The sequence below is a fragment of the Sphingobacteriaceae bacterium genome, from assembly GCA_002319075.1.
Taxonomy (GTDB): Bacteria; Bacteroidota; Bacteroidia; order B-17B0; family Aurantibacillaceae; genus Aurantibacillus.
Map to the genome: position 1 here is coordinate 1,496,406 of NVQB01000001.1, position 16,952 is coordinate 1,513,357.

Consider the following 16,952-nt stretch of genomic DNA (forward strand, 5'->3'; position numbering starts at 1 on the left):
GGCGCTATTTTTCATAAAAAAACCCCTTGTCATTTCTGACAAGGGGTTTTAAAATTTGAAATTAGTATTAATGCATCACGATTTTTTTAGTGCTGCTTTCTTTATCTGTCACCACTCGAATAATTACAATTTGATTTTGCATATCTATATTGAGACGTGTATTCGTTCCTGTACCTTCAACGTTGATATCCTCCATTATTTTTTGACCGATTAAATTATAAGCTGAGATAGTAGCTTTTGTATTTTTTGAAAAAGCCGTTTTTACAAAAGCACCTTGCTGATCCTGGTTAATGAGGATAGAACCTGAATTGTATTCTTTAGGCATGCCTACAGTAAGACTCTCATCGCGGCAAAGCACTAAATCAAAACGCGGGGCCGAAGTTGTATCGCTGATAGTAAATACATAATCGCTTTGTTTTAAATCGTGGAAAGTATTTGTAAGATTATCTCTTAAACCTACACAGCCCGTATAATCTTTATAATCATGCGCATGAATTGTATAAGTACCACTTGTGCTTACACGAACCAAAAGCGGAATTGTTCTGTTTTCGAATAAGGATGGCACAGAGTGAATACTGTAATCATCTCCCATAGCGTCTTTACTGGAGATACTTGTGTACTTACTATATGCACCAGGATATCCTAAATAACCTGGAGACTTAAACATTTTGTGTGCATCCCATTTCTTGTCATAAAAAGCAGTGGCATCTTCGTGTATTCTAAAAGCGGTTTCATCATTATCCGTTAATCCACTAAGCTTTAGCTTAAATATCTGACCATAATTGGTTGGATTAGGTTTTACAATCGGATTTGTGGTGCTCACTTTGTCTGCTTCACTGAACATTAAAGGTCCAGTGGTAAAGCCTGCATTTTCAACATAGAAACCCTGTCCTCCGGTTATATTGTCATCTAAGCCCAAACCAACTCCACCGACGTAAGATAAATCACCACCCTCAGCACTATACGCATAGATGGCATCGTATACAAGAAATCCATCACCACCATTATTTGCAAGAACAGATGCCCATGAAACCGTTGAAGGATAAGGATTGGCAACCAAATTATAGAAAGGTGCGCTACCGCTATTAGTGATTGCAGGCGAACCAACAGAACCTTGCACAAGAACTCCTGTATTTACTAACTTAAGATCCGTTGTTGATGCAGAACCAGAGCCTACGTAAACCCAAAAGCCCTTACCTGGTGTTAAAATAGTAGTAGAATTGATATTTGCCATTAATGTATCATAGTCGCTATTAGGTTCATCCCATCCTTGTATAGATTTGAAGTCCCCAGCATCTGCCGGCTCGTAAATGCAACCGTAGCAAGTCATTGGAATGCCCGTTGGTCCACCTGCGCCGGCATCCCAGCTAGAGATAGGCTGACTTTGAACACCTCTAATACCAAGGTTAGCCCAATCTGTATTTGGACCCGGTAAAAAAGTTTCAACAATCACATTTCCGTTGACAGCTCCGCCTGCGCCTATTTGAGCAACACGGGCCGTTCCCGAAGCATCTGCCTGCAAGGTCAGGAAACCCGCTGAATTAAATGTTGCACCAGCCTCAACTGTTAACGCATCAATTAAACTTACAGCATTCGCCAGAGTTGCGCTGGAGCCATTCTTAACCGTGATGTTTTGTGGAGTAAAGGTTCCACTGATAGTGGAGCTACCGTTAAATCCAAGCACACTGCCTGCCGGAAAAGTTGCACTTGCACCACTTATTACATTAAAATCCTTATTAATTAAAACCTCAGCTAAAGGAAAGGTAACAGATGAACCCGCTTGTAAAGCCAGGTTATCAAAGGATGAAGCACCATTAATAGTCGCACCAGTTCCATACATATTTACGGTAGAGGTGCCGGGAACGAGAGTTCCGGTAATAAATGAATAATTTCCTCTCAAGTTAAGGCTTCCAGAAAGAGAGTAACTTCCAGTGGTATTCATTGTAACGTTCGCTAAATAAGCTGTTCCGGCACCACTAGTAGATGCAATAATATTTGCACCAGTTCCGTCAAAAATAAAGGTGCCAGTGTTAGAAGTGTTATTAGTAGTGTTGGAGGCATTTCCCAAACTTAGGGTATTTTTAATATGAGCGGTACCAACAAATACGTACTGCCTTGCTCCCGGGCTAACCATGGAGAATGTACCTACACTTAAATTAGAACCGAAATCTATAGTTATTGCGCTAGTTCCACCTCCGGAAGTAAAGTATAAATGATTTAAAATTAATCCGCCAGAAAATGTAAAGGAATTTCCGGCATTACTTGAAATTATTACTGTTCCGCTTGTCGCACTGAATAGACCTGAACCGCTGCTTGTAATTGAACCATTACCATTGTTAATAAATGTAGAATTTGAGCTCACAGCTAAAGTGCCGCCATTAACAGCTATACTTGTAGCTATATTATGAACTCCATTTCCCATGTTAAAGGTACCGGCATACCCTAGTTGCATTGTAATCATTCCCACATCTATTCCAACACCAGCGGGTATTATGCAATCAACTGTTACCAAAGCCGGAAAAACAAGATCATCGCCTGGACCTGGAATCCCACTTAAGCCTAAATTCCAATTTGCCGCTGTAGTGTAAGACGTGCTGCTTGCACCCGTCCAGGTAAAAGTTGCGGATCTTCCAACGAAACAACTTAAAATTAATCCTAAAATAAATATTTTTTTCATGTATGTAGTGTTCAAAATTGAGTGAAGTAAATGTAGTAAAATATTTTAAACCTGAATCATCTTTTTTGCGGTGAAACTTACATAGTACATGATTTTCAATTGCTTGAGTTGTTCCTCTTTCAATGAAAACAGCATGTCTTTCTGCGCCGATTTTTAACATTTGGCCGCAATGTCTTCCTTTTGTTTAGTCCTTTAACCATTTATATAATTCGAAACTAAAACTCTCATTTAAATTAATACTTTTGCGACTCATTTTCCCTTATATGAGATCGTTTTTACTTTGTTTCAGCCTGCTTTTTTCGTCCTTCAGCATTTTCTCCCAAACAACAGGTTCTGTTAAGGGCTTTGTTTATGATAAAGCAAATGGCGAGCCAGTTCCTTTCAGCAACGTGTTTTTCAGGGGAACAACCATAGGTGCCAATACAGATATCAATGGTTTCTTTAACATTAACCGCATTCCTCCCGGCGAATATACGTTGTTGGTAGTGAGCCTTGACTTTGATACGATCGCGGAAGTGGTTAACGTAAAGGCTGGCGAGATTATTAATAAAAAATTGTTTGTTATTAAAGGAGGGGTAAAATTGCAGGAGGTGGAGATTAATACCACTGCTTCAGAAAAAATTGAAAATACCTCGGTAGCGGTTCAGAAAATCGATCCTATTGTTATTAATAAGCTTCCCAGTGTTGGAGAACCGGACATTGCGCAGTATTTACAGGTGCTGCCAGGAGTTGTGTTTACGGGTGACCAGGGCGGACAACTCTATATACGCGGTGGTTTACCAGTACAAAATAAAGTTCTGCTCGACGGATTGATCGTGTACAATCCCTTCCACTCTATTGGTTTATTTTCTGTGTTCGACGCTGATATTATGAAAAACGCAGACGTTTACAGTGCGGGATTTGGGGCGGAGTATGGGGGAAGAACTTCCTCCATTATGGATATTACCACCCGTGATGGAAATAAAAAACGCGCCTCAGGAAAAATTTCAGCTTCTACTTTTGGCGCTAAAGCTATGATCGAAGGTCCTTTTAAAAAACTGAAGGAAAACGGAAACACCAGTGCTTCTTACATTTTATCTGCCAAACATTCTTATTTACCACAAACTTCTAAAACGCTCTACAGTTACGCCAATCCCAACGGTTTACCTTTTTATTATACGGATATATACGGCAAAGTATCCATCAATTCCACAGGTGGTAGCAAGGTAAGTGCTTTCGGTTTTAATTTCAAAGATAAAGTGACTTATGCGGACATAGCATCGTTCGACTGGCAGAACACCGGCGCAGGAATTAATTTTCTATTGGTGCCGCAATCGAGTAATTTATTGATTGAAGGTCTATTTGCATTTTCTAAATACCAGGTAAATTACACGAATCCCACTTTGGAAAGTGATTCTAAATCGAGCACTATTAGCGGCGTTAACACGGGTTTTAATTTTGTAAAATTTATTGGCAAGCAGGAACTTCGTTTTGGTTTTGAAGGGGTTATTACGAATACGCAATACAATGTTCTCAATCCTTATTATGCAAAGATTACCATGCTTCGGTCTACAACCGACATTGCAGGGTTCATAAAATACAAATACATCGACAGAAAAAAACGTTTTGTGTTTGAACCCAGTTTCCGTATGCAGTATTATGCAACATTAGGAATCGCTTCTCCAGAACCAAGAGGATCTCTGAAAGTAAACTTCACCAAAAAAATCCGTTTCAAGGCTGCAGGTGGTTTGTATAGTCAAACCCTTATTAGTGCGAACAGTGATAGAGATATCGTGAATTTGTTTTACGGCTTTATCAATGCTCCTGAGAGTCAGGATATTTCTCCGTCCTATCTTGATAAGGAGGGCAAAACACAAAGCGTAAATTCAGCTGTTCAAAAAGCAACACATGTGGTGGCTGGTTTTGAGTTTGATCTTTTCAAATACTTTGATCTGAATGTGGAAGTTTACCAGAAAAACTTTAACCAGGTTATTAATATAAACCGTGATAAAATTTTTGAAGATAATACCAGTAACGCGGCGCGTCCTGATGAATTAAAAAAGAATTTTGTTATTGAGCAAGGCCGTGCGCGTGGCTTTGACTTTACTTTAAAATACGACCGCAAACGTTTTTACTTCTGGGCTGTGTACTCTTTAACATTCAACGACAGATGGGTGGAAAGTAATGCTACATCCACTCCAACAGTACAAAACTATGCTCCAAATTTTGATCGTCGCCATAACGTTAACCTTGTAACCTCTTATAATTTTGGCAAGAAAAAACAGTGGGAACTTAATGGGCGTTGGAACTTCGGAACAGGCTTTCCGTTCACGCCTACACAAGGTTACATTAACCAGCTAAACCCTTCAGGAAACATTAACTATAATTTTAATACCGGTAATGGTAATCTGAATTACATTCCGGGAGAACTGAACAGTGCAAGGCTGCCAACGTATCACCGTTTTGACATAGGAGTGAAATATAAATACAAATGGACCGACAAAACTACACTGGAGGTGAGTTTTGGGGCCACCAATATTTATAACCGCGAAAACATATTTTATGTAGACCGCTTTACTTTTCAGCGCATAAATCAGTTGCCAATTATGCCAAATCTGAATCTTAGCCTGACATTTTAATACTTGCATTTCCTCTAAAAAAAGTTCCGCTTGCCGGAACTTTTTTGTTTTCGATCAATCTCTGTATTTGCATTTTGGTCCTTATTTAATTTGTAATTTAGACATTTATATACGCAGAACATGGCATTTAAAATATATACAAAAACAGGCGATAAAGGTCAGACGTCCTTAATTGGCGGGACGCGCCTGCCTAAACATCATATACGAATTGAAGCATACGGTACCGTAGATGAGCTCAATTCGCACATTGGATTACTGAGAGATGTTACGGACGATATTTCTACAAAAGAGCTTCTGACTCAGATACAAGACCGGCTCTTTACTATCGGTTCTCAACTTGCCGCAGATCCTCTGAAAAATAAAATGCAATTACCTATAGTACACGAAGAGGATATTGTTGCCCTTGAAAAAGCCATTGATGGCATAGACAAAGTAGTACCCGAAATGAAATCTTTTGTTTTACCGGGAGGACATATTTACGTTTCGTATTGTCATATAGCGCGTTGTGTGTGCCGTAGGGCAGAAAGAGCTGTTTTAAGACTAGCGGAAAACGAACAGGTAGACGAAATTCATGGCAAATACCTTAACCGCCTTTCTGACTATTTGTTTATGCTTTCGCGTTGGTATACACTGGAGTTAAAAGCGGAAGAGATTCCATGGAAGCCAAAACTGTAGTTTTACCTCCTTAGTATTAGAGACATGTTTTTAGGTTTTAAATAGCCAATTTTGAACAAAGCCTTCTAACATATTTTAGTTTTATTAATGCATAAAAGCCTGTATTTTTACCGCAAATACGGAATTTGTTATTTTCCCCCACTTAAAAAATTATGAATCAAGCATATATAATTAACGGACTCAGAACTGCTATTGGAAATTTTGGTGGTACCTTGGCAAGTGTTCGCGCAGACGACATGGCTGCGTTTGTATTAAAAGAACTGGCTAAAAAAAATCCTTCACTTGACCTTTCACAAATTGGCGATGTTGTAATGGGCTGCGCTAATCAGGCGGGAGAAGATAATCGCAATGTTGCGCGCATGGCCTTATTGCTTGCAGGGTATCCCATGTCGGTACCTGGTCAAACCGTTAACCGTTTATGCGCAAGTGGCTTAAGTGCCTCGATTGATGCTGCAAGAGCGATTCAGGTGGGCGACGAAGATATCATGGTAGCTTCGGGTGTTGAGAATATGACCCGCGGTCCACTCGTGATGAGCAAGGCTTCCAGCCCTTATGGACGCGACCAACAATTATACGACAGCAGTTTTGGATGGCGATTTATTAATCCCAAAATGAAGGAAATGTATGGGGTAGATGCTATGGGTGAAACTGCAGAAAATGTTGCAGAAAAATATTCCATCAACCGTGCAGACCAGGATCAATTTGCCTTTTGGAGTCAACAGAAAGCGGCAAAAGCGGTAGAAAATAAACGTTTTGAAAAAGAGATCGTGGGTCTTGAAATTCCTCAGAAAAAAGGGGATTCCATTCTTTTTGCCAAAGACGAATTTTCAAAACCAAAAACAAATCTTGAAAGTTTGGCTACCCTGAAACCTGCTTTTAAAAAAGACGGAACAGTCACTGCCGGAAATGCTGCCGGACTAAACGATGGCGCTGCGGCTCTATTATTAGCCAGCGAAGCCGGAATGAAAACTAATAATCTTAAACCACTTGCAAGAATTGTATCGAGTGCTGTAGTTGGAGTTGAGCCAAGAATTATGGGAATTGGCCCGGTAGAAGCCGCCAATAAAGCTTTGAAACGCGCTGGATTAACCTTCAAAGACATTGACCTTATAGAATTGAATGAAGCATTTGCAGCACAGAGTCTTGCCTGCGTGCGTGCCTGGAACCTTGCTGATAACGACGAGCGTATCAATATAAACGGGGGCGCAATAGCTTTAGGTCATCCTCTGGGAATGAGTGGCGCGCGTATCTTAAATTCTGCGGCTATTGATCTGCAACTTCACAACAAAAAATATGCACTTGTTACCATGTGTATTGGACTTGGCTTAGGCTACGCTGTTATTATTGAAAAGTGCTAATTAACAGGCAATAAATTTGCAATGAAAGAACTAAATTAAAATAGTATGGTACATAATCTCGCGCTTGAAAATTCTATTTTAAACCAGTTCATTACTGAGATCAGGGATATAGAAATCCAGAAAGACGCCATGCGTTTTCGAAGAAATCTGGAACGCCTGGGTGAAATTTTTGCTTATGAAATAAGCAAGACGCTCACATATCAGAAAGTACAAACTACAACGCCTTTAGGCATTGCAGATTCAAAAGTTTTAACCAGTCAACCTGTTATAGCAACTATTCTACGGGCCGGTTTGCCGCTTCACCAGGGACTTCTAAACTTTTTTGACATGGCGGCAAATGCTTTTATCGGAGCTTACCGCAGACACCATAAAAACAATACATTTGAAATTGCTTTAGAATATACAAGTTGTCCTGACATTAGCGACAAAACAGTTATACTCTGCGATCCCATGTTAGCTTCGGGATCTTCCATTATTTTGGCTTACAAGGCGCTTTTAACACGAGGTATTCCAAAGCACACCCATATTGTATGTGCGATTGCAAGCGCTGAAGGACTTGATTACATAAAAACACATATGCCGTCTCCAAATTATACGGTTTGGTGCGGCGCAATAGACCAGGAGCTCACAGCACAGGCTTACATTGTACCAGGACTGGGCGACGCAGGAGATCTTGCATTTGGAAACAAATTGTAACTATGTTAAAGAAAACAACACTGAATTTTAAAAGCGCGGGAGTTTTAAGCTCTTTGGTGCTCAACTATTTAAATAAAGAAGAAAAACTAAAACCGTTTTACGATTTTTTTCCAGACGAAAAAGGTTTTTCAGAATTATTAAAAAAACATCCCTACCAAAACTTTGACAGAAATCTTCTTTCTGAAATTCTCATAAAGCAAGCCGCTATTGTAGAAAATACTTCAGAAAGTTCTTCAGCCAATATTCTTAAACTAAAAGAAGCTACAACTTTTACCGTAACCACAGGCCATCAATTGTGTTTATTTACCGGGCCACTTTATTTTATTTACAAAATAATTTCTACGATCAATCTTGCTGAAAGTTTAAAGAAAAAATTCCCTGCTCATGACTTCGTTCCCGTTTATTGGATGGCTACTGAAGATCATGATTTTGAAGAGGTAAATAATTTTAGTTCACTGGGTAAAACAATTACCTGGAAAAGCGCACAGGGTGGCGCAGTGGGCAGTTTTAAAACGCAGGAATTAAAAAAATTACTTCCAGAGCTACAAGAACTTTTCGGAAGGTCACAAAATGCAACTTATCTCATTTCGCTTTTTGAGAATGCTTATTTAAAACACGAAAATCTTTCAGATGCAACACGCTTTCTGGTAAACGAACTTTTCGGAGAATATGGATTGGTGATACTTGATGGCGACGACAAACAATTCAAACAACAATTTAAAGAAGAGTTCAAAAAAGATATTTTTGAAAATTCACCCTTTGAATTAGTAAATGCTTCCATTAACGAGTTAGATAAACTTGGTTATTCTTCACAGGTTAATCCAAGAACCATTAACTGTTTTTATATAGAGGAGGGTCTGCGTGTGAGATTAGAAAAAACAGGAGATGTTTTTAACCTGGTAGGCACAAAAAGATCTTTCACAAAAGATGAACTTACCGAGATTATCGAGAAAACGCCAGAAAAGATCAGTCCGAACGTTGTACTAAGACCGCTTTACCAACAGGTTATTCTTCCTAATCTTGCCTATGTGGGAGGGCCTGGTGAACTGGCCTATTGGCTGGAATTTAAACGCTTGTTCGAGGCTTCCTCTGTTTTATTTCCCATTTTAATGCCACGTAACTTTATTAGTGTGGTTGACAAAGTCACAGAAAGCAAAATTGAAAAGCTTGACTTTGAAGTTGGTGATTTTTATAAGTCAGAACAAGATCTGATAAAAGAACTTCAAAGTAAAAAAGATTCTATTTTTGATTTATCATCTGAAACAAAAAGTCTTTCCGATTTTTATTCGAAAATTCTTGAAAGAGCCAGCGCTACCGATAAAACGCTTTCAGGCAGCGTATCCGCCGAATTACAAAGAGCTCTTAATGGCTTTGAACGCATTGTGGGAAAAACAAACCGCGCCATTCGCCGCAAATACGAAACAGAAATCAACCAATTGAGCGGAATCAAACAAAGACTGTTTCCGAAAAATGTGCCTCAAGAACGTTATGAGAACTTCTCTTCTTTTTATCTGAGTTATGGAAAAAATTTCATCGTTGAAATAAAAGAAAAGACAGATCCTTTCTTACTTGAACAGGCCATTTTTATCGAGGAGTAGTCAGCAGCTTTCCGTTTTTACTATTCCCTTACTTGTACTTTAATTTTGTACATTTAACTGAATATAAATTCCAGATGAAAAAGAAGATCCACAAAGCCACACCCTTAAAGCCAAAACATTTGAGTAGACTTATTTTGCTTTGTGCCTGCATTTTTTTCTCTTATTCATTGAGCGCCCAGCTGTCGTTAACACAGAGCTTTAATGAGCCGCAACCAGGCGATATAGAAACTACGTATCGCATGGATACTTCTGCCTATAGCGGCGGACTGCCGAATTCTATAAGTGGGAGTAATGTTGTATGGAATTTCACGAACCTAAAAGGCCTGCAACCTGCTTTTTCTTCAAACTATTTAAGCGCAGCAAGTGTTACTTCAGCTGCGAGTTATACGAATTGCAATCTTGTTCAGGAATCAAGTGGCGTTTACACTTACTTCAGGTCCGCTACTACACCCACAACACAAACCGAACTCATTGGAATTAACACTCCTTACTTTGCAGCAACTTTTACTAATACGGGAATCATAGCAAAGTATCCTTTAAATTTTGGATCTAATTCAACTGATAATATGTCGGGGGCTTTTACTTCTACTATTGCTGGCAATGGAAACTGCAGCGGTAATATTTCTACGACAGCCGACGGAACGGGAACACTTAATCTCCCTGGTAATTTAACCTTGACAAATGTTCTGCGGGTAAAGAGTGTGCAAACCATCACTTTGATCTCAAACTTTATTCCACTTGGCACGCTAAAACAAAGTGTTTATCACTATTACCATGGGTCGCAAAAATTCCCAGTGCTCAGTATCAGTTATGAGGCGGTAACCACTCTTATCTCCCCTACCCCAACTATCACCAGTTCTGTAATGGGAAGTACAAACTTTTTTGTGACCGGCATAAAAGAAACACTGCTCGAAAGTGACGCCATAAGATTATACCCTAATCCTGCGCAAACCAGTGTAACCATGCAGCAACGCGGTGACCTGAAACTAATAGGGTGCAAAATTTACAATCACTCTGGAGAGCTTGTGCTTACCAATACTTCAGATCAAACTATTTCACTAGCCGGTTTAGCTGCCGGACTTTACCATGCAGAAATTCACACGGATAAAGGTAGTGTACGAAAAAAAATCATTAAAGAATAGCTTTATTTACCTTAGCAAGAACCCGGAATCCAACAATTCCGGGTTTTTTATTTGGAAGAACAGGCTTATCTTTGCAGTCTAAATTAAATGCCGTGAAACATAAAAAATGGTTGTTGCTTGTAATTATCGCTTTCCCTTCGCTCTTCTGGCTTATTTTAGAAACCAGCACAATCAATTCGCGGCGTTTACCTATTTACGGTCCAAAAAAAGTAATTGCTGCGGGTGATACCAGTTTCTATAAAGTGAGTGACCGATTTTACACTCAAAAGTCTGATAGTAGTTCTGAATTAGTTTCCCAATCAATAGATACCAGTACAACGCCACTCTATGCTATCATGTTTATCAAAGATAAATACCGGGACGACGCCTATCGTTTAACCGGCTTGTGGGAATACCTGAATTATAAAAAACAAAAAGTAGAGCACATTCCCTTTGTTTTGGTTACTGAGCATGATGGTGTAAGTTCAAAGGCCAGTGCCGAACTTAAAAAATTGAGTTATCACGAGAACGTTCACTTTTACGTATGGAAAAAATCCGGTTTCGATAGCATAGTAAAATCCTACTTTGCTGAAAAACCCTACTACATTGATTACAGTTTTTTTATGCTAATCGATGGAAAAAGGCGTGTGCGAGGTTACTATGATGCACGCTATGTGTCTGAGATAAAGCGCTTAATTGATGAATATCAGCATTTACGTTTAAAAGAAGAAAAACAAAAATTAATTGAGACCAATGAGATTAAATCAAATTCCTAAAATCACCTTAACACTTTCCGTTTTACTGTTATTTAATTGCAAGCCCGAAGCTCCTAAATTTTTACTTCCCGTGTACGGCGAAAAAAAAGTCTCAATAGATGCGGGGAAAGACACCGTTTACCATACCATTGCCGATTTTAAATTCACCAACCAATATGGAGAGACTGTTTCAAAAGAAACGGTAAAAAATAAAATTTACGTTGCTAATTTTTTCTTTGCAACATGCAAAAGCATTTGCCCTGAAATGAGTACAAACTTGATTGATGTACAAAAAGCTTTCGTTAAAGATGATTCTGTCCTTATTTTGTCTCACTCGGTAAATCCTTTGCATGATACTGTTGAAGTTCTGATGAATTATGCAACAACTTATAGTGCGATAAAAAACAAATGGCACTTGCTCACGGGAGATAAAAAGGAAATTTACGCGCTCGCAAAAAATAGTTATATAGTAAACGCGTTTGAGGACGATGGCAGTCCGGAAGGTTTTCTGCACAGCGAATTATTTTTGCTTATTGATACAAAAGGCAGAATGCGCGGCATGTATGATGGAACAAACAAAGCTGAAGTGCAAAAGTTGATAGCCGATATTCACCTTCTTAAAAATGAAGGCTAATTTTAAAGTTCAAAAAAAATCCCCGCTAAAATTTAGCGGGGATTTTTTATACCAATCGAAAAATAACTTATTTAAACGAGCACTAAAATAAATGCTCAGTTTAAGCACGGTTTAGTTTTTATTCTGACCCTGACGTTTCGTGTTTTCTTTGTCTATTGCTTCAAGGGTCTTTAAGAAATCAACCACCTGATCGGCACCTAAGCGTTTTGCTTTAATTTTTTTGTCTTTATCAAGAATATAAATTACAGGTGTCGAATAAATATCGAAACGGTCTTTTAAATTGTTAATGTGCACCGGATCGTAAACATGTATAAAGTCATTTAGTTTCTTTTCAACTACAAATTTTTTCCAGCTATCGTAAAGTTCGTCTTTAGTTTGTACTGCAAAAACCTTAAAATCAACACTTCCTTTAATGGCTTTAAGATCTTCGTGAAGTTTAGGAACTTCGGTCTGGCAATGTCCACAATCAGCTGCCCAGAAAACCAAAATGGTGTATTTTGCGTTTACAGAATACAACGTTTTAAATAAGGGAGTAAGTTTGTCAATGTTTTTATAATAAAGATCCGTAATACTTTTACTTGTACTGGCTGTATCAAATCCCATTTTACGAACCGCTCTACCATCGGTTGTATCGATCATGTAAAGTTCGGCCACTTTCGCTTCTAATAGCAGATTACGCATAATATCTACCCGTTCTTTGATTTTTGTAACCGTTTCATCTGTATAAGCTATTTTTGCTTTACCACTTATGATGTATTTGTCAGCAACGTGAACAAAGACTTTATCAAAGCCCATTACTTTACTTTGCTCATATTTGTAGGCAAAATAACCAACCAGCAAATTATAAGTTAAACTGTTCTCTACACATTTCCCCAGCATCTTATCTATCTCCTGGATAATAGTATCCGGATGATTTAAAATTACACTTTCAAAGTATTTTTTAACTCTTACATCGAAGAAAGGTGTGTATAGAATTCTTTCGTCTTTAAAATCAACGCCGTCAAAATAATGTCCTTTGTACCAGTAGTATTGGTAAATACTATCAGGACGACCATTTTTTGCTTTAGGAATATCAGTAGGTTCCTTTTCAGTTTTTAAATTAAACACATCATAAACAAATGTCCCCTTTACTTTTTGCAAAAAATCAGCATCATACTTTTTCACTTCATCATTTAGCTGCTTGATTTTATCATTCATATATTTAGTACTGTCTTCTTTATTTTTCCCTTTGGTTTGATCGCGAAACTTTGTGAAATCGCCATTTTTAGAAGTAATGTACTTTGTATATGTAAAGAAAAGATCGTTGTCTTTACTACCGGTAACTTTCAGAGTTCCCACAACATCAGCCATATCCGTGGTAATAGTGAAGTTCTGGGTATCATTAATAAAAAAATCGAAATAAATAGATTTGCCTTCGCTTACAAGCGTATACATTCCTCTATCCAATTCTTTTTTACCTTTAAACTCTATAAAGCCATTTTTTATTTTTTTGCAGGTGTCGGCAATAAACCGTTGATCAAAACGGTATTTTACCAGGTAGACCATAGAGTCTTTACAACCCTTAAAATTTATTTTAATGTCGTAACCCTGCGATTTTGCGGTGAACGAGAAAACAGCTAAAGATGCCAGTAAGAGTATAAACTTTTTCATGTGTGATTTTTGGTGTTTTTTTTAGATGTATTTTTATTTTTTTAAGGTTTTTTTCCGGTTTCAGTGGATTGTTTTTCAAGGTTTTTAATCAGGTCTACAACATACTCAGATGCAATTTTTTTTGTGATGATCTTTTTATCTTTATCCAAAACATAAATCAAGGGTGTAGAATTTACATCAAACTTTTCCTTTACATTATTTAAATGAACGGGATCATAAACATTTATGAAATCAGAAATTTTATTCTCTACCAGGAACTTTTTCCATTGCGTGTATTGATCATCCTTAGTTTCAACAGCAAAAACCTTAACATCTACTTTACCCTTTAGTTGCTTCATGTTCTCGCTTAATTTAGGAATTTCCTTTTGACAATGTCCGCAATCTGCAGCCCAGAAAACCAGTATGGTATATTTGGCTTCCACATCGTGTAACCGCACAAACAAATTGCCAAGTTTTCTTTCATTTTTATAATAAAGATCTGTAATGCTTTTTACTGAATGCGCTGTATCAAAACCCATCTTTCGCACTATTGGCGCATTTATAGTATCAATCATGTAAAGATCCGGTACTTTTTTACCTTCTAATAAAGGATTCATGATCTTGGATCTTTCACTAAACAATTTGATGGTTTCTTCTCCCGGGTAAATCGTTTTTGCTTTCCCCGCAAGGATAAAGCTATCTACCATGTGCAAGAAGACTTTATCAAAACCTACTACTTTGCTCTGTTCATTTTTATAAGTAAAATAACCAAGCATCGCATTGTAACAGAGATTTCCCTGATCGCAACGTCCTAAAATTTTATCGATTTCCTGAATTAAAGTATCCGGGTGTTGAGCGATTACACTTTCAAAATATTTTTTAACGCGATCATCGAAAGAAGGTGTTCTGCAAATACGGTCATCCTTAAAATTCACTCCATCAAAAAAGTGACTTTTGTAATAATAATATTGATAAATGCTATCCGGACGGCCGTTAGAAGCTTTAGGCACATCGGTAGCCAGTTTCTCTGTTTTTAAATTCATAAAGTCATAAATGAAAGTGCCTTTTACTTTCTCCATGTATTCCTTATCGAATTTTTTTACATCTTCTTCCAGCTGTGTTATCTTGGCTTTCATAATCTTGATGCTATCTTCTTTACTTTTGCCGGCAGTAGTTAAACGCGTTTCGTCAAATTCTACATTCTTTTGACTTGTAAACTTCAAATAAGAAAATAGTTGTTCGTTCTCTTTGCTGTTTGGAGAACTAACAGTGGCGCCTATATTTTTCTCATCCAAATTGATGGTAAATTTCTGGCTCTCATTTACGAGAAACTCAAAGAAAAAAGCTTTGTCTTGATTTACAAAAATATAAACACCTTTGTCGAGCGCTGTTTTACCTTTAAATTCTACAACACCATTTTTTACTTTTTTACAAGTATCGGCAATGTAGGTTTGATCAAATACATATTTGGCCAAATAAGCCGTAGAATCCTTAAAATTCTTAATATTGATTTTAATGTCATAACCTCCCTGAGCCTTAGCTCCAAAGCAAACTGCTATAACTAAAATTATCAGACTTATTTTTCTCACGGTGTTTAAATTAGTTTGGTTTATTTTTTCTGCTGGCTTAAAGAATTTTTTTCAATACTTTCCAGTTTCTCTATAATTTCAACAACCTGGTCGCTGCCTAATTTTTTACCTTTTATTTTTTTGTCCTTGTCTAACAAATAAATTACCGGAGTTGCCGTTATATCGAACTGATCTTTTAAGTTGTTTAAATGAATAGGGTCGAAAACGTGAACAAAGTCCGTTAATTTTTTTTCAATTATAAATTTTTTCCAGGAATCAAAGAGCTCCTCTTTTGTTTGAACGGCATATACTTTTACGTCAGCAACACCTTTTAGTTTTTTAAGGTCTTCGTGAAGCTTCGGTATTTCAGTTGTGCAATGACCACAATCAGCTGCCCAAAAAACAAGAACCGTGTATTTTGCCTTAACATCATAGAGGGCTTTAAACATTGGCGTTAGCTGCGGAAGATTTTTATTGTATAAGTAGGTAACGCTTGCACTGCTATGTGCGGTGTCAAATCCCATTTTCAAAACCCTTTTACCATAAGTTGTATCAATCATAAAAAGATTTGAAACTTTTGCATCCGGCAGCAGGTTGGCAAGGATATCTACGCGCTCTTTAATTTTGGCAACCGTTTCATCTGAATAATACCCGTTCGTTTGTCCACTCACAATATATTTATTTGAAAGGTGTACAAATACCTTTTCGAAAGTATTGCTGTTACCAAACTGATCAAAACTCATCGATTTATCCTGCTCATATTTGAAAGTGAAATGCCCCACAAGCGTATTGAACATATCACTGCCAGGTGTGCACTGACTAAGAATTTTATCAAGCTCTTTAATAACGGAATCGGGATGCTGAACAACAAGTTGATCAAAATACTTTTTAATCCTGTCAGCAAAAAAAGGCGTCGATAAAATACGGTCATCCTTAAAGTTAACGCCTTCAAAGAAATGCGATTTGTAATAATAAAACTGGTAAATACTGTCGGGGCGACCATTCTTAGCAAGTGGAGCGTCTACCGGGTATTTTTCGGTTTTAAGATTCATCAGATCTGCAACAAAATTTCCTTTGTTCTTCATTTTGAAATCAACATCGTACTTCACCATTTCCTGGCTAAGAACATTTTGTTTATCACCTACTACTTTCGCACTGTCTTTTTTCCCTACCGATTGATTTTGCAACTGGATCAACTCACGATTTTTTCCAGTCATAAATTTTACATAAGTAAAAAACAGCTCGTTCTCTTTGTCGGTTAAACTTTTTAAGGTGCCGGAAACATCTGCGTGATCACCATTAATAGTAAATTTTTGATTGTTATCTACAATGAATTGAAAATAAAAAGAATTGCGTGCCTGGTTAGCTAAAAAATAAACTCCTTTTGGTAAATCAACCGCTCCCTTAAATTGTATTTTTCCGTCTTTTACTTTTTTACAACTATCAAGAATGGGCATCTGATCGAAAAAATAACGCGCAAGATAAACTGTGGTATCAGGACAGCCCTTTAAATTTATTTTAATATCGTAACCTTGAGCCTGACCTGAAAAAGAGCCTATAACGAGAGTACAAAAAAGTAATACTTTTTTCATGGTTTTGTGTGGGTTTTGTAATGAGTTACCA

12 protein-coding genes are annotated in these 16,952 nt (G+C 37.6%); 8 read left to right on the plus strand and 4 right to left on the minus strand.

The features are described from left to right. Positions 1-67: 67 nt before the first annotated feature. Entirely contained in the window at positions 68-2,677 is a 2,610-nt protein-coding gene (locus CNR22_06660) for a hypothetical protein (GenBank protein PBQ31456.1), read from the minus strand. A 263-nt stretch (positions 2,678-2,940) separates the two neighbouring features. Here CNR22_06660 and CNR22_06665 point away from each other — a divergent pair, with 263 nt between their 5' ends. The 8 genes from CNR22_06665 to CNR22_06700 all read left to right on the plus strand — a co-directional run bounded on the left by CNR22_06665 (position 2,941) and on the right by CNR22_06700 (position 12,132). Beyond that, complete coding sequence (locus CNR22_06665; GenBank protein PBQ31457.1) at positions 2,941-5,295, plus strand: TonB-dependent receptor; 2,355 nt, start codon at positions 2,941-2,943, stop codon at positions 5,293-5,295. Positions 5,296-5,415: 120 nt separating this feature from the next. Then, complete coding sequence (locus CNR22_06670) at positions 5,416-5,970, plus strand: ATP:cob(I)alamin adenosyltransferase (protein PBQ31458.1); 555 nt, start codon at positions 5,416-5,418, stop codon at positions 5,968-5,970. 152 nt (positions 5,971-6,122) lie between these two features. Then, positions 6,123-7,328 carry an acetyl-CoA C-acyltransferase gene (locus tag CNR22_06675; protein PBQ31459.1) on the plus strand — a complete coding sequence of 402 codons (1,206 nt, stop codon included), beginning with the start codon at positions 6,123-6,125 and terminating at the stop codon, positions 7,326-7,328. 45 nt (positions 7,329-7,373) lie between these two features. Continuing rightward, positions 7,374-8,024: a uracil phosphoribosyltransferase gene (locus CNR22_06680; GenBank protein PBQ31460.1), complete on the plus strand. Its 651-nt coding sequence runs from the start codon at positions 7,374-7,376 to the stop codon at positions 8,022-8,024. A gap of 2 nt (positions 8,025-8,026) precedes the next feature. Then, entirely contained in the window at positions 8,027-9,622 is a 1,596-nt protein-coding gene (gene bshC / locus CNR22_06685) for a bacillithiol biosynthesis cysteine-adding enzyme BshC (protein PBQ31461.1), read from the plus strand. A gap of 74 nt (positions 9,623-9,696) precedes the next feature. Then, positions 9,697-10,764: a hypothetical protein gene (locus CNR22_06690; GenBank protein ID PBQ31462.1), complete on the plus strand. Its 1,068-nt coding sequence runs from the start codon at positions 9,697-9,699 to the stop codon at positions 10,762-10,764. A 71-nt stretch (positions 10,765-10,835) separates the two neighbouring features. After that, positions 10,836-11,519, plus strand: coding sequence for a hypothetical protein (locus CNR22_06695; GenBank protein ID PBQ31463.1), 684 nt, complete (start codon positions 10,836-10,838; stop codon positions 11,517-11,519). Further along, the gene (locus CNR22_06700) at positions 11,497-12,132 is read left to right on the plus strand and encodes an SCO family protein (GenBank protein PBQ31464.1); all 636 of its coding nucleotides are present in this window, start codon (positions 11,497-11,499) and stop codon (positions 12,130-12,132) included. Before CNR22_06695 ends, CNR22_06700 begins: the two co-directional genes overlap by 23 nt. A 111-nt stretch (positions 12,133-12,243) precedes the next feature. Here CNR22_06700 and CNR22_06705 read toward each other — a convergent pair whose 3' ends face one another. Genes CNR22_06705 through CNR22_06715 form a run of 3 tightly spaced genes read right to left on the minus strand, consistent with a single transcriptional unit; the run spans position 12,244 to position 16,921 of the window. Continuing rightward, complete coding sequence (locus tag CNR22_06705; GenBank protein ID PBQ31465.1) at positions 12,244-13,782, minus strand: hypothetical protein; 1,539 nt, start codon at positions 13,780-13,782, stop codon at positions 12,244-12,246. 41 nt (positions 13,783-13,823) lie between these two features. Beyond that, a complete protein-coding gene (locus CNR22_06710; GenBank protein PBQ31466.1) occupies positions 13,824-15,350 on the minus strand; it encodes a hypothetical protein in 1,527 nt (508 codons plus the stop codon). A gap of 20 nt (positions 15,351-15,370) precedes the next feature. Beyond that, positions 15,371-16,921, minus strand: coding sequence for a hypothetical protein (locus CNR22_06715; protein PBQ31467.1), 1,551 nt, complete (start codon positions 16,919-16,921; stop codon positions 15,371-15,373). Positions 16,922-16,952 lie beyond the last annotated feature (31 nt).

Coding starts and splice junctions, on each gene's coding strand:
- CNR22_06660 (PBQ31456.1), bottom strand. CDS start 2,677: ATGAAAAAAATATTTATTTTAGGATTAATTTTAAGTTGTTTCGTTGGA.
- CNR22_06665 (PBQ31457.1), top strand. CDS start 2,941: ATGAGATCGTTTTTACTTTGTTTCAGCCTGCTTTTTTCGTCCTTCAGC.
- CNR22_06670 (PBQ31458.1), top strand. CDS start 5,416: ATGGCATTTAAAATATATACAAAAACAGGCGATAAAGGTCAGACGTCC.
- CNR22_06675 (PBQ31459.1), top strand. CDS start 6,123: ATGAATCAAGCATATATAATTAACGGACTCAGAACTGCTATTGGAAAT.
- CNR22_06680 (PBQ31460.1), top strand. CDS start 7,374: ATGGTACATAATCTCGCGCTTGAAAATTCTATTTTAAACCAGTTCATT.
- bshC (PBQ31461.1), top strand. CDS start 8,027: ATGTTAAAGAAAACAACACTGAATTTTAAAAGCGCGGGAGTTTTAAGC.
- CNR22_06690 (PBQ31462.1), top strand. CDS start 9,697: ATGAAAAAGAAGATCCACAAAGCCACACCCTTAAAGCCAAAACATTTG.
- CNR22_06700 (PBQ31464.1), top strand. CDS start 11,497: ATGAGATTAAATCAAATTCCTAAAATCACCTTAACACTTTCCGTTTTA.
- CNR22_06705 (PBQ31465.1), bottom strand. CDS start 13,782: ATGAAAAAGTTTATACTCTTACTGGCATCTTTAGCTGTTTTCTCGTTC.
- CNR22_06715 (PBQ31467.1), bottom strand. CDS start 16,921: ATGAAAAAAGTATTACTTTTTTGTACTCTCGTTATAGGCTCTTTTTCA.